Here is an 11,979-nt window from a genome sequence, read left to right as displayed (position 1 = left end):
TATCCCGGGGGGGTCCGGGGGGCTGGCCCCCGGCCGGCGCGGGACGCAATCCTACTCGGCGGCCTCGTTCATCGCCGTCTCGGATCCCGGCTTCATGCGGAAGCCGCGTTCAAGCTGGTCGAATGGCGCGACCGGATAATCGCCCGAGAAGCAGGCGTCGCAGTATTGCGGGCATTTGGCGTTGCGCCCGTCGCTCTCGCCGACCGCCCGGTACAGCCCGTCCAGCGACACGAAGGCCAGGCTGTCCACGCCGATCCAGTCGCGCATCTCGTCGGTCGACATGTTCGCCGCCAGAAGCTTCTCGCGGTCGGGCGTGTCCACGCCGTAAAAGCAGGGCCAGGCGGTGGGCGGGCTGGCGATGCGGAAATGCACCTCGGCCGCGCCGGCATCGATGATCATGTCCTTGATCTTGCGACTGGTGGTGCCGCGCACGACGCTGTCATCGACCAGCACGACCCGCTTTCCGCGGATCAGCGCCCGGTTTACGTTCAGCTTCAGCCGCACGCCCATGTTGCGGATCTGGTCGGTCGGCTCGATGAAGGTCCGTCCCATGTACTGGTTGCGGATGATGCCCATGCCATAAGGTATCCCCGATTCCTGCGCATAGCCGATGGCGGCAGGGGTGCCGCTGTCGGGCACCGGGCAGACAAGGTCGGCCTCGATCGGCGCCTCGCGGGCCAGTTCCACGCCGATCTGGCGGCGGGTTTCGTAGACCGAGCGCCCGCCGATGATCGAATCGGGGCGCGAGAAATAGACGTGCTCGAAGATGCAGAACCGGCCTGTCGAGGGGCCGAAGGGGCGCGATGTCTCGATCTTGCCGCGCGAGATCACCACCATCTCGCCCGGCTCGACCTCGCGGACGAAATCGGCGCCGATGATGTCCAGCGCGCAGGTTTCCGATGCCAGCACGAAGCCTTCGTCCCCGACCCGCCCCAGCACCAGCGGCCGCACGCCCAGCGGGTCGCGCACACCGATCAGCTTGGTCCTGGTCATCGCGATCACGCTGAACGCGCCCTCGACGCGGCGCAGCGCGTCCTTCATGCGTTCGGGGATGTTGCGCTGGATCGAGCGGGCCATCAGGTGGATGATGCATTCGCTGTCCGAGGACGACGAGAAGATCGAGCCGCGCTCGATCAGTTCGCGGCGCAGGGCGCTCGCATTGGTGATGTTGCCGTTATGGGCGATGGCGCAGCCGCCCATGTGAAACTCGCCGAAGAAGGGCTGCACGTCGCGGATCGCGGTCGCGGCCTTCGAGCCGGCGGTCGAATAGCGCACATGGCCGATGGCCAGCGGCCCCGGCAGCGTCGCCATGACATCGGCCTTGGTGAAGTTGTCGCGGACATAGCCGAAGCGATGGGCGCTGTTGAAGCCCTGTTCGGGGTCATGGGCGACGATGCCGCCCGCCTCCTGTCCGCGATGCTGAAGCGCATGAAGGCCAAGCGCGACGAAACTCGAGGCGTCGGCCACGCCGATCGCCCCGAAGATGCCACATTCTTCATGCAGGCGGTCCGAATCGAACGGATGGGCCAGGAATGGTTGCATCGCGGCATCCTGAATGGCTTTGGGCTGTCGGGGGGTATGTAGTGCCGCACGCGCCCAAAGTCACGCCCCCTCGACATGAGGGGGCCGTTTTTCGTCACCGGCGCGTCACATTTTCGCTGCGCTGCGGCGCCGGGGCGCTTGCGGCTCAGTTCGACGCGGGCGGCGTCGCGCCGGGGGTGGCATCGGGCGTCACCGGCCCCTTGGCGGTGCAGCCGCCGACCATCTGCTCGTAGCGCGTGACGATCCAACCCGGCGCGTCGTCGGGGATCTGCTCGTCCATCTGGCCGCGCATCCGCTCGAACACCTGCGCCGAGCGCGAGTTTTCGACCATGGCGACCTGCTGGCTGGTCATCACCCTGTCATAGACGATGAAGGCGATGGCAACCAGCAGGATGCCGCGCGCCACGCCGAACAGGAAGCCCATGCCCTGATCGACGCCGCCCAGCGCGGAACGCTGCACGACCGAGGAAAACAGCGGCGTGATGATCGAGAACACCACCAGCGCCAGCGCGAAGACCACCGCGAAGCCCGCGATCGTGGCCAGTTCGCAACTGTCGCCCAGAAAACGGTCCAGCACCGGCAGCTGCGCGATCATCGGGCGCACCGCGGCTGCGAACAGGAAGGCCAGGATGGCCGCCGCGATCCAGCCCAGGATCGCCAGCGATTCGCGCACGAAGCCCCGCGACCACGCCAGTATCGCCGAAAGGATGATGACCGCAGCCACCACCGCGTCGATGATCGTGAAACCGTCCATTGCTCTGCCCCTGCGCCGGATATTGTTACGTTTCAGGTGGTTCAGCCGGCGCCGAAGACATCACCCACAAATCCCGTCAGATCCCCGATGCGGCGGAATGCCATGCCGCCGCGTTCGCCATCGACGCCCTCGAGCTTTTGGCCGTCGGGTAAAATCGCCTGTGAAAAACCAAGTTTCTGCGCCTCTTTCAACCTGTTTTCGGTCTGGGACACCGGACGCAGCGCGCCCGACAGGCTGATCTCGCCGAAAAGCACCGCTTCGGGCGGCAGGGCGCTGTCCTCGCGGGCCGACAGCAGCGCGCCTGCGATGGCCAGGTCCGCCGCCGGTTCGTTGACGCGCATCCCGCCGGCGACGTTCAGGAACACATCGAGACCCGCGAAGGGGATCCCGCAGCGCGCCTCGAGCACGGCGAGGATGGTGCTGACCCGGCCCGAGTCCAGCCCGACCACGGTGCGGCGGGGCGAGGCCAGCGTCGAGGGGGCGACCAGCGCCTGCACCTCGGTCAGCACCGGCCGCGTGCCCTCGATGCCGGCAAAGACGGCGCTGCCCGGCACCGGCTGGCCACGTTCCGACAGGAACAGCGCCGAGGGGTTGGCGACCTCGGCCAGCCCGGCGCCCGTCATCTCGAACACGCCGATCTCGTCGGCGGGGCCGAAGCGGTTCTTGACGCTGCGCAGGATGCGGAACTGGTGGCCGCGCTCGCCCTCGAAATACAGGACCGTATCGACCATGTGCTCGACCACGCGCGGGCCGGCGATCTGGCCTTCCTTGGTGACATGGCCGACCAGCACCACCGCCACGCCGCGCCGCTTGGCGAAGGTCACCAGCTCATGCGCGGCGGCGCGGACCTGCGCGACGCTGCCGGGCGCGGCCTCGACGGTGTCGGACCACAGCGTCTGGATCGAATCGATCACCGCCAGCTGCGGACGCTCGGCATCCAGCGTGGTCAGGATGTTGCGCAGGTTCGTCTCGGCCCCCAGCCGCACCGGCGCATCGGCCAGCCCCAGCCGCAGCGCCCGCATCCTGACCTGCGCGCTGGCCTCTTCGCCGCTGAAATAGATCGCGTCCACCCCGGTGCGCGAAAACGCCGCCGCACCCTGCAACAGCAGCGTCGATTTGCCGATGCCGGGATCGCCGCCGACCAGGATGGCCGAGCCGGGCACCAGCCCGCCCCCCAGCACCCGGTCCAGTTCGGCCAGCCCGGACCGGTTGCGCGGCGGCGGCGGTTCGTCCGTCGCCAGGCCCGACAGCGCCACCGCGCGCCCCTTGGCGGCGCCGAGGCCGCGTCCCGGCCCCTGCGACAGGGGCGCCTCTTCGACGATGGTGTTCCAGGCGCCGCAAGCCTCGCACCGGCCGGCCCATTTCTTGTGGGCGGCGCCGCAGGCGGTGCAGGTGAAGGCGGCGACGGGTTTGGCCATGCCACATCTTGTGGCATCCCGTCGCGCGCACCGCAATATCCGTCTGTGCGCGGCGCGGTGCTTCACGGCATTGTCGGCTTGATCTTCGGCCCTGTCGCGGTCAGGGTCGGCGCGATTTCCGCCAAGGTCCGCCGATGCCCAGCCCCGCGCCGTTTTCCCGATACGAGTTCATGATCGCCTGGCGCTATCTGCGCGCCCGCCGCGCCGAGGGCGGGGTCAGCGTGATGACCTGGATCAGCCTGGTCGGCATCGCGCTGGGGGTGATGGCGCTGATCGCCACGCTGGCGGTGCGGGCGGGCTTCCGGGCCGAGTTCGTGGACACGATCCTGGGCGCCAACGCCCACAGCACCGTCTACATGGCACCCCAGCGGGTCGAGAACGAATTCACCGACGATGTCTATGTGGTGCCCGGCCGGATCGCCGATTACGACGCGATGGCTGCCACGCTGGCGCAGATCCCCGGCGTCACCCGCACCGCGCCGGTCATTCGCGGGCAGGTCATGGCGACCGCCAATGACAGCTCGAACGTGGCCGAGGTGTTTGGCGTAACTCTTGACGAGTTAGAGAAAATGTCGCGTATCGTCGATCCACGGACTTCGGTGGGCTCGCTGCAGGATTTCGACCGTGGCATCGCCATCGGCTCGGGCATCGCGCGGGAACTGGCGGTCGGCGTCGGCGACAAGGTGCGGCTGATCGCCCCCGAGGGCGCGCGCACCGCCTTTGGCACCACGCCGCGCGTCACCGCCTATGAGGTGGTCTATGTGTTCAGTGCCGGGCGCTATGACATCGACCGCACCCGCATCTACATGCCGATGGCCGAGGCGCAGAGCTATTTCAACCGCGAGGGCGTGGCCGACGAGATCGAGGTCTTTGTCAGCGACCCCGAGCGGGTGGACGACTGGACGCTGCCGCTGTTGCAGGCGGCGGGTCCGGGGGCGCAGGTCTGGAACTGGCGCGACGCCTCGGGCAGCTTCCTCAGCGCGCTGGACATGGAGGATGACGTGATGTTCGTGATCCTGTCGGTGCTGGTGCTGATCGCCTCGATGAACATCACCTCGGGGCTGATCATGCTGGTCAAGAACAAGGGCCGCGACATCGGCATCCTGCGCACGATGGGGCTGACCGAGGGGGCGGTGCTGCGGGTGTTCTTCCTGTGCGGCGCCTTTACCGGCGTTCTCGGCACGCTGGCGGGGGTGGTGCTGGGGGTGGCGCTGGCGCTGAACGTCGACAGCATCATGGCCGGGCTGAACGCGCTGACGGGCGGCGGCGCCTGGCAGCCCGAGGTGCGCGGCATCTATCGCCTGCCGGCCGAGTTGCGGGCCTGGGACATCGCCCGCGCGGTCGGGCTGTCGCTGGCGCTGTCCTTCATCGTGACGATCTTTCCCGCCCGCCGCGCCGCGCGGATGAACCCGGTCGAGGCGCTGCGCTATGAGTGATCCGGTGCTGCACCTCGAGGGAATCGGCAAGACCTATGGCAAGGACGGCCCGGCCCCGGTCGCGGTGCTGCACGGCCTCGACCTTGCCGTGGCGCGGGGCGAGGTGGTGGCGCTGGTGGCGCCCTCGGGGGCGGGCAAATCGACGCTGCTGCATATTGCCGGGCTGCTGGACACCCCCGACCGGGGGCGGGTGCTGCTGAAAGGGCGCGACATGACCGGGCTTCCCGACAAGGCCCGGACCGAGGCGCGGCGGCGCGATCTGGGCTTTGTCTACCAGTTCCACCACCTGCTTCCGGAGTTCACCGCGGCCGAGAACATCGTGCTGCCACAACTGGCCAACGGCGTCGGGGCGCGGGCGGCGGCGGCACGGGCGCAGGACCTGCTGGGCCGGGTCGGGCTGGCCCACCGCGCCGGCCACCGCCCCGCCGAATTGTCGGGCGGCGAACAGCAGCGAGTGGCCTTCTGCCGGGCGCTGGCCAATGCGCCGGCGCTGCTGCTGGCCGACGAGCCGACGGGAAACCTTGACCCCGAGACCTCGGACCGGGTGTTCGAAGTGCTGATGGCGCTGGTCCGCGAAACCGGGCTGTCGGCGCTGATCGCCACGCACAACCACGCGCTGGCCGCGCGGATGGACCGGGTGATCCGGCTGAACGAAACGGTTGCCTGAGGCTGCCCCTCGGGGCACAGTCGGGCCAGCGCAACCGACGGAGGCAGCGATGAGGGCAGTGGTTCTGGCAGGTCTGGGCGGCGTGGCGATGGCTGGGCTGATCGCGGCCTGCGCGCCCGGGACCCAGCTCACCACCGGACGCAGCGATTTCAGGGCCTTGTGCGTGGATTGCCACGGCCCGGCCGGCAAGGGCGACGGCCCGATGGCCGAGGGGCTGAACCCGCGCCCCGCCGACATCACGCGCATCGCCCGCGACAATGGCGGTGTCTTTCCCCGCAACCGGGTGATGAGCCACATCTACGGCTATTCGATGGGGCGCGGCGAAACCGCCATGCCCTCCTTTGGCGACGTGCTGGAGGGGCGGACGGTGCTGTATGACAGCGGCGACGGGGTCGAGACGCCGACGCCGTGGCGGCTGGTCGCGCTGATGGAATATGTCGAGGGGTTGCAGGAATAGCGCCCGTCACCCCGGAACGGCGTGGCTGTGGCTTTTTCGCCGCGCCACGCCGAAACGTCTGAAATCGTCCTCGCCGGGGCCTTGAGCGGGACAGATCGCCCGCCGATGCGCCGGGCCCCCGATCATCGTTCCGTCACCCCGCCGCCTCGCGCGACACTGTTCCGGTGGCCGGCCGGGCATTTGCGCAAGCCCCTGCCGAAATCCGTGGCAGCCCGCCAAGCCACAGGTTGAATGTCTGCACGGGCGGGTCTATGGGCGGGCCGACGGCGCGCACCGCATCGCGGGACCGCGGCGCCAATCCCTCTTCAATCGATCCGAGCATCCGACATGACCCATCCGAACCAGACGCCGATCCCCGAACTCTATGTCTCTGACGAGGCCGCCGCCGCGCTGAAGCACGAGGCCGGCAAACTGCCCAGCTGGGACCTGACCGCCCGCCAGATGTGCGATCTGGAACTGCTGATGAATGGCGGCTTCAACCCGCTGAAGGGCTTTCTGACCGAGGCGGACTACAACGGCGTGGTCAATGACATGCGGCTGACCTCGGGCGCGCTGTGGCCGATGCCGATCACGCTGGATGTCAGCGAGAAATTCGCCGAAGGGCTGGAGCCCGGCACCGACATCGCGCTGCGCGACCCCGAGGGCGTGATCCTGGCGATCATGTCGGTCACCGACAAATACGTGCCCAACAAGGCGCATGAGGCCGAGAAGGTGTTCGGCGCCAACGATCTGGCGCATCCGGCGGTGAACTACCTGCACAACATCGCCGGCCCGGTCTATCTGGGCGGCCCGGTCAAGGGCCTGCAGGCGCCGACGCATTACGATTTCCGCGGCCGCCGCAACACGCCCAACGAACTGCGCGCCATGTTCAAGAAGCTGGGCTGGCAGCGCGTCGTGGTCTTCCAGACCCGCAACCCGCTGCACCGCGCGCATCAGGAGCTGACCTTCCGCGCCGCCCGCGAGGCGCAGGCCAACCTGATGATCCACCCGGTCGTCGGCATGACCAAGCCGGGCGATGTGGACCATTTCACCCGCGTCCGCTGCTACGAGGCGGTGCTGGACAAATACCCCTCGGCCACCACCACGCTGTCGCTGCTGAACCTGGCGATGCGCATGGCCGGCCCGCGCGAGGTGGTCTGGCACGGGCTGATCCGCCGCAACCACGGCGCCACGCACTTCATCGTGGGCCGCGACCATGCCGGGCCAGGCAAGAACAGCGCCGGCAAGGACTTCTACGGTCCCTATGACGCGCAAGAGCTGTTCAAGACCCATGAGGACGAGATCGGCGTCGAGATGGTGGACTTCAAGCACATGGTCTATGTGCAGGAAAAGGCAAGCTATTTCCCCGCGAACGAGGTTCCCGAGGGGTCGACCGTGCTGGACATCAGCGGCACCGAATTGCGCCGCCGCCTGCGCGAGGGGCTGGACATTCCCGAATGGTTCAGCTTCCCCGAGGTCGTCACGCAGCTGCGCCGCACCTCGCCGCCCCGCGCGCGTCAGGGCTTTACCGTGTTCTTCACCGGCCTCTCGGGCAGCGGCAAATCGACCATCGCCAACGCGCTGATGGTCAAGCTGATGGAAATGGGCGGCCGGCCGGTGACGCTGCTGGATGGCGACGTGGTCCGCAAGCACCTGTCGTCCGAACTGGGCTTCAGCAAGGAACACCGCGACATCAACATCAAGCGCATCGGCTATGTCGCCAGCGAGATCACCAAGAATGGCGGCATCGCGATCTGTGCGCCCATCGCGCCCTACACCGCGACCCGCCGCGCCGTCCGCGAGATGGTCGAGCAATACGGCGCCTTCGTCGAGGTGCATGTCGCGACCTCGATCGAGGAATGCGAGCGTCGAGACCGCAAGGGCCTCTACAAGCTGGCGCGCGAAGGCAAGATCAAGGAATTCACCGGCATCTCGGACCCCTATGAGGATCCGCAGAAGCCCGAACTGCGCGTCGACACGCAGGATGTGGATGTCGATACCTGCGCGCATCAGGTGCTGCTGACGCTGGAAGGCATGGGGCTGATCGGCCTGAACTGAGGCCGGCCCGCATCCGCGACAAGCGCGGCCTCGCCCCTTGCCGGGGCGGGGCCGTTCGCCTTTGATGGGGCGGGGCCATCCGCCCGTGAGGGGCGGGTGGGGCGACAGGGGCGAGGCAGGCGATGACACGCGACGATCCATCCGATGCGCGGCCCGGCGCGGCCGGCTGGCGATCCTCGCTGGAGGTCTTTGACATCGCGTCCGGGCGCTGCCGGGTGGTGCTGCGCTCGCCGCGGCTGATCGAGGCGCCGAACTGGCATCCCGAGGGCTGGTTCCTCGTCAATGCCGAGGGGCGGCTGTGGCGGGCTGATGCCGCCGGGTTGCGGGCCATCGATATCGGCGGGCTGGACCGCTGCAACAACGATCATGGCATCCTGCCCGACGGGCGCATCCTGTTTTCCTGCCACAATGCGCATGGCTCGGGCATCTACATGCTTGAGGCCGACGGCCCGCGCGAGGTTCTGGCGGCGCGCCCAAGCTGGTGGCACGGGGCGCATCTGGGCGCGGAGGGGCGCTGGATCGCCCATGCCTGCGTGCGCGGCGGCGATCGGGTCGTGCGGGTCGCGGTGATGGATCTGGACAGCGGCATAGAAAGGGTGCTGACGCCGCAGGGGTCTGCGCATCATGACGGGCCGGATTTCTCGGCCTGCGGGCAGGTCGTCTGGTTCAATTCCGACGCCACCGGCCATGCGCAGATCTGGCGCGTCGGCCGTGACGGGCAGGGGGCGGCGCCGGTCTTTCGTGACGACAACGTGAACTGGTTTCCCCATCCCTCGCCCTGCGGACGGCATGTCGTCTACCTGGCCTATCCGCCCGGCACGGCGGGCCATCCGCGCGATCTGGACGTGTCGCTGTGGCTGATGGCGCCCGACGGGTCGGGGCGGCGGCGGATCGTCGATCTGCTGGGCGGGCAGGGCAGCCTGAACGTGCCCTCATGGGCGCCCGACGGCCACGCCTTCGCCTTCATGCGCTATGCGTCCGGCACCGCGCCGGTCAGCGCCGCGACATGACCCGCGCGACCAGCGGCGCCAGCGTGATGACGATGATGATGCGCAGCAGGTGGTGGCTGACCACATAGGCCAGATCGGCACCGGCGATGATCGCGATCACCACCATCTCGGCCTGCCCGCCCGGCAGATAGGCCAGAAAGGCATCCAGCGCCGGGGCAAGGCCCAGGATCAGGATCACCTCGATGAAGATCAGGCTGATGACCGCCAGCAGCAGCGCATAGACCAGCCCCGCCGTCACGTCGATGCGCAGCTCGCGCGCGGTGATGCCGGCATATTTCACGCCCACGGCGATGCCGATGAAGAACTGCGCGGCCTGGATGATCTCGGCCGGGGGGCGGTGGTCGATGATGCCCATAAGCGACAGCGCGGCGGTCAGGATCATCGGACCGAGGATCGAGGCGCCGAACAGGCCGACCCGCTCGGCGATCTTCCAGCCCAGAAGGCCCGCCGCGACCATGATCGCGATGTCGGCCGCGCCGGTCTCGGTGATCGGGGCGCCGGGGGGCTGCGACAGGTCCACGCCCCAGTAAAGCTGCATGATCAGCGGCGCCACCGTCACGATCACCAGCACCCGCGTCGCATGGATCAGCGACAGCGCGCGGATGTCGCCACCCGCCTCTTCGCCAAAGACCAGCATGTCCTGCAGGCCACCCGGCATCGCCGCATACCAGGCGGTCGGGTGGTCGAAGCCGAAGACGCGGCGGAACAGCGGATAGCCGATCATCGCGATCACCGCGATGAAGACCGGCACCAGCGCCAGCGAGGCGGCGATGTCGGGCAGGCCGGTCAGCACCTGGGGCGTGATCGAGGCACCCACGGCAACGCCCAGGAACGTGCGCATGAAGATGCCGAACTGCCCGGCGCCGGCCAGCGGCGCGCCGGCCAGCGCCGCGATCAGGCAGGCCAGCATCGGACCCAGCAGCCAGGGCAGCGGCAGGCCGAGGATCAGGAAGGCCGCCGCGCCGGCCGCGGCCAGCGCGAAGGTCAGCAGGCGGCGTCTAGGCGAGGTCATGTTCCTCCAGAAGCGCCGCATACTGCGCGCCATGCATGTCGCGGTCGGCCGCCGAGCCCTGCACGACCGGACGCGGCAGGCTGAACTTGACGACGCGCAGATCCTCGATGTCAAAGCGTTTCAGCGTTGCCTCGGGCACGTTGTAAAGCGCGGCCACCTCGCGGTTGCCAAGGGTGTCGCGCACCCGCGCGAAGATCTCGGGCCGGTCGCAGAAGATGTCGATGGTGACCCAGAACGGCCCGGCATTCTTGGACCGCACTTTCAGGACGGCATCACCCAGTTTCATGCCGGAACCTCCGCGCCGATCTGCGTCACCTCGATGCGGAACGCGGCCATCGGATCGTCGAGATGCATCACATGGTTCAGGGCGAATTCATACAGCGCGCCCCGATCGGTGGTGGCCGGCGAATAGGGGAAGGCGAAGGTCGGCAGTTCCTCGTCGTCGGTCAGCGGGTAGTGCAGCACGAAGGGGTTGATCAGCTTGCCGATCTCGGCGGCCTCGGCCTGGCTGCGGGCGGTGACGATGCCCAGAACGCCCACCTCGACCGGATCGCCGCAGCGGTTTTCCAGCGGGCCAAGCGCGCCATTGACGCCGATCAGCCGGAACTCCAGCCCGTAATCGGCGGGGGCCAGCCCCATCCGGGTCTCGATCTCGCGGGCCAGGAAGCCCGACAGCCGGTCCACCCAGGCCTGCGCATTGGCCGCGTAATGGGCGTTGCGCAGGATCGCGAGGATCGTGGTCTGGTAGCCCGCGACCCGCGCGCCTTCCAGCTTGACCGTGTAGGGGCCGGGCAGCCAGCGCGAGCCCTCGACCCGGACGCGGCGGCCGTCCAGCGCGGCATAGCGCGCGCCGGTCACGTCCAGATGCCCGCCCGGCTCGTAGAGGATGAACGGGTCCGAATTTTCATACAGCATATGCGCGCTGACCGAATGGGGCGTGCAGGCGGCGCTGTCGGCCAGCGGCTCGACGGTGAAGCCGGTCTCGTCGAAATCGACCATGATCACCCCCGAGGTCGGGTTCGTGGAACACAGCGCGCCGCATTCTGCGATCTTGGCGCCATGCCACGCGCCGCCGGCGGCATCGCCGCGCGACAGCGGCAGGGCGGCGATGGTGGCGGTGTCGGTGGTGCGCCCGGCGATCACGATGTCGGCGCCGGTCGCCAGCGCGGCCTGGATCTGCTCGGCCCCGGCCAAGGCCACGATGTTGGCAAGGCCCTCCAGCGCGATGGCCGGGGCGGCGGGCAGGGCCGCGATGCGGCCCGCTGTCATTGCCTCGGCGATGCGTTCGACGGGCTGGCCGGAATAGAGCCGGGCGATCTTCAGCGACTGGCCCAGTTCGGCGGCCAGTTCGGTGGTGATGTCATACATCCAGTCCACCGTGCTGTCGGTGCCGCAGGTGCCTGCCGTGCCGATGACCAGCGGCACGCCTGCCTCGGCGCGGGCCCGCATCAGGCTGCGCCATTCCGATTTCGTCGCGGCGCGAGAGTATTTCGACACCCCCGCGCCAAGGCTGAAGGGCCCACTGTCGGTGGACCCCCCGTCGATGCAGATGATGTCGGGGCGCATCGCCACGCCGCGCATCAGCGCGGCGTGGTCGAAGCCCAGCCCCAGGACGCCCGAAGGCACCAGAACGCGGGTCGGCATGG

Annotated in this window: 11 protein-coding genes; 5 read left to right on the top strand and 6 right to left on the bottom strand. The window is 68.6% G+C overall.

Going from position 1 to position 11,979, the window contains the following annotated elements; translation table 11 throughout:
• Nucleotides 1–51: 51 nt before the first annotated feature.
• From purF to radA, 3 genes are all read right to left on the bottom strand, one after another.
• The gene (purF, locus tag Q5Y72_RS03165; RefSeq protein WP_305961964.1) at nucleotides 52–1,542 is read right to left on the bottom strand and encodes an amidophosphoribosyltransferase; all 1,491 of its coding nucleotides are present in this window, start codon (nucleotides 1,540–1,542) and stop codon (nucleotides 52–54) included.
• Nucleotides 1,543–1,687: 145 nt separating this feature from the next.
• The gene (locus tag Q5Y72_RS03160) at nucleotides 1,688–2,296 is read right to left on the bottom strand and encodes a CvpA family protein (protein WP_305961963.1); all 609 of its coding nucleotides are present in this window, start codon (nucleotides 2,294–2,296) and stop codon (nucleotides 1,688–1,690) included.
• A gap of 41 nt (nucleotides 2,297–2,337) precedes the next feature.
• On the bottom strand, nucleotides 2,338–3,714 hold the full coding sequence (gene radA, locus Q5Y72_RS03155; protein ID WP_305961962.1) for a DNA repair protein RadA: 1,377 nt from the start codon (nucleotides 3,712–3,714) through the stop codon (nucleotides 2,338–2,340).
• Nucleotides 3,715–3,848: 134 nt separating this feature from the next.
• On the opposite strand from radA, the gene Q5Y72_RS03150 reads away from it, so the two are divergent.
• The 5 genes from Q5Y72_RS03150 to Q5Y72_RS03130 all read left to right on the top strand — a co-directional run bounded on the left by Q5Y72_RS03150 (nucleotide 3,849) and on the right by Q5Y72_RS03130 (nucleotide 9,321).
• A complete protein-coding gene (locus Q5Y72_RS03150) occupies nucleotides 3,849–5,150 on the top strand; it encodes a lipoprotein-releasing ABC transporter permease subunit (RefSeq protein WP_305961961.1) in 1,302 nt (433 codons plus the stop codon).
• Nucleotides 5,143–5,817, top strand: a complete 675-nt coding sequence (locus tag Q5Y72_RS03145; RefSeq protein ID WP_305961960.1) for an ABC transporter ATP-binding protein — start codon at nucleotides 5,143–5,145, stop codon at nucleotides 5,815–5,817. Before Q5Y72_RS03150 ends, Q5Y72_RS03145 begins: the two co-directional genes overlap by 8 nt.
• A gap of 49 nt (nucleotides 5,818–5,866) precedes the next feature.
• Nucleotides 5,867–6,274: a c-type cytochrome gene (locus Q5Y72_RS03140; protein WP_305961959.1), complete on the top strand. Its 408-nt coding sequence runs from the start codon at nucleotides 5,867–5,869 to the stop codon at nucleotides 6,272–6,274.
• A gap of 327 nt (nucleotides 6,275–6,601) precedes the next feature.
• Nucleotides 6,602–8,311 carry a bifunctional sulfate adenylyltransferase/adenylylsulfate kinase gene (locus tag Q5Y72_RS03135; protein ID WP_305961958.1) on the top strand — a complete coding sequence of 570 codons (1,710 nt, stop codon included), beginning with the start codon at nucleotides 6,602–6,604 and terminating at the stop codon, nucleotides 8,309–8,311.
• A 122-nt stretch (nucleotides 8,312–8,433) separates the two neighbouring features.
• On the top strand, nucleotides 8,434–9,321 hold the full coding sequence (locus Q5Y72_RS03130) for a TolB family protein (RefSeq protein WP_305961957.1): 888 nt from the start codon (nucleotides 8,434–8,436) through the stop codon (nucleotides 9,319–9,321).
• Here Q5Y72_RS03130 and Q5Y72_RS03125 read toward each other — a convergent pair.
• The 3 genes from Q5Y72_RS03125 to Q5Y72_RS03115 are packed head-to-tail and all read right to left on the bottom strand — an operon-like array spanning nucleotide 9,305 to nucleotide 11,977.
• Entirely contained in the window at nucleotides 9,305–10,333 is a 1,029-nt protein-coding gene (locus tag Q5Y72_RS03125) for an AbrB family transcriptional regulator (protein ID WP_305961956.1), read from the bottom strand. The two genes, Q5Y72_RS03130 and Q5Y72_RS03125, sit on opposite strands and share 17 nt — an antisense overlap.
• Nucleotides 10,320–10,619 carry a DUF4387 family protein gene (locus Q5Y72_RS03120; protein ID WP_305961955.1) on the bottom strand — a complete coding sequence of 100 codons (300 nt, stop codon included), beginning with the start codon at nucleotides 10,617–10,619 and terminating at the stop codon, nucleotides 10,320–10,322. Before Q5Y72_RS03120 ends, Q5Y72_RS03125 begins: the two co-directional genes overlap by 14 nt.
• The gene (locus Q5Y72_RS03115; protein WP_305961954.1) at nucleotides 10,616–11,977 is read right to left on the bottom strand and encodes an acyclic terpene utilization AtuA family protein; all 1,362 of its coding nucleotides are present in this window, start codon (nucleotides 11,975–11,977) and stop codon (nucleotides 10,616–10,618) included. Before Q5Y72_RS03115 ends, Q5Y72_RS03120 begins: the two co-directional genes overlap by 4 nt.
• Between the last annotated feature and the right edge of the window lie 2 nt (nucleotides 11,978–11,979).

This window comes from Paracoccus spongiarum (genome assembly GCF_030732095.1).
Lineage (GTDB): Bacteria > Pseudomonadota > Alphaproteobacteria > Rhodobacterales > Rhodobacteraceae > Paracoccus > Paracoccus spongiarum.
Note: the sequence above shows the minus strand (reverse complement) of the source record. Positions and strands in the feature narration are given on the sequence as shown.

Excerpts from the sequence above, each read along its gene's own strand:
- Q5Y72_RS03115 (WP_305961954.1), bottom strand. The coding sequence starts at position 11,977 with ATGCCGACCCGCGTTCTGGTGCCTTCGGGCGTCCTGGGGCTGGGCTTC.
- Q5Y72_RS03145 (WP_305961960.1), top strand. The coding sequence starts at position 5,143 with ATGAGTGATCCGGTGCTGCACCTCGAGGGAATCGGCAAGACCTATGGC.
- purF (WP_305961964.1), bottom strand. The coding sequence starts at position 1,542 with ATGCAACCATTCCTGGCCCATCCGTTCGATTCGGACCGCCTGCATGAA.
- radA (WP_305961962.1), bottom strand. The coding sequence starts at position 3,714 with ATGGCCAAACCCGTCGCCGCCTTCACCTGCACCGCCTGCGGCGCCGCC.
- Q5Y72_RS03150 (WP_305961961.1), top strand. The coding sequence starts at position 3,849 with ATGCCCAGCCCCGCGCCGTTTTCCCGATACGAGTTCATGATCGCCTGG.
- Q5Y72_RS03120 (WP_305961955.1), bottom strand. The coding sequence starts at position 10,619 with ATGAAACTGGGTGATGCCGTCCTGAAAGTGCGGTCCAAGAATGCCGGG.
- Q5Y72_RS03160 (WP_305961963.1), bottom strand. The coding sequence starts at position 2,296 with ATGGACGGTTTCACGATCATCGACGCGGTGGTGGCTGCGGTCATCATC.
- Q5Y72_RS03140 (WP_305961959.1), top strand. The coding sequence starts at position 5,867 with ATGAGGGCAGTGGTTCTGGCAGGTCTGGGCGGCGTGGCGATGGCTGGG.
- Q5Y72_RS03135 (WP_305961958.1), top strand. The coding sequence starts at position 6,602 with ATGACCCATCCGAACCAGACGCCGATCCCCGAACTCTATGTCTCTGAC.
- Q5Y72_RS03125 (WP_305961956.1), bottom strand. The coding sequence starts at position 10,333 with ATGACCTCGCCTAGACGCCGCCTGCTGACCTTCGCGCTGGCCGCGGCC.
- Q5Y72_RS03130 (WP_305961957.1), top strand. The coding sequence starts at position 8,434 with ATGACACGCGACGATCCATCCGATGCGCGGCCCGGCGCGGCCGGCTGG.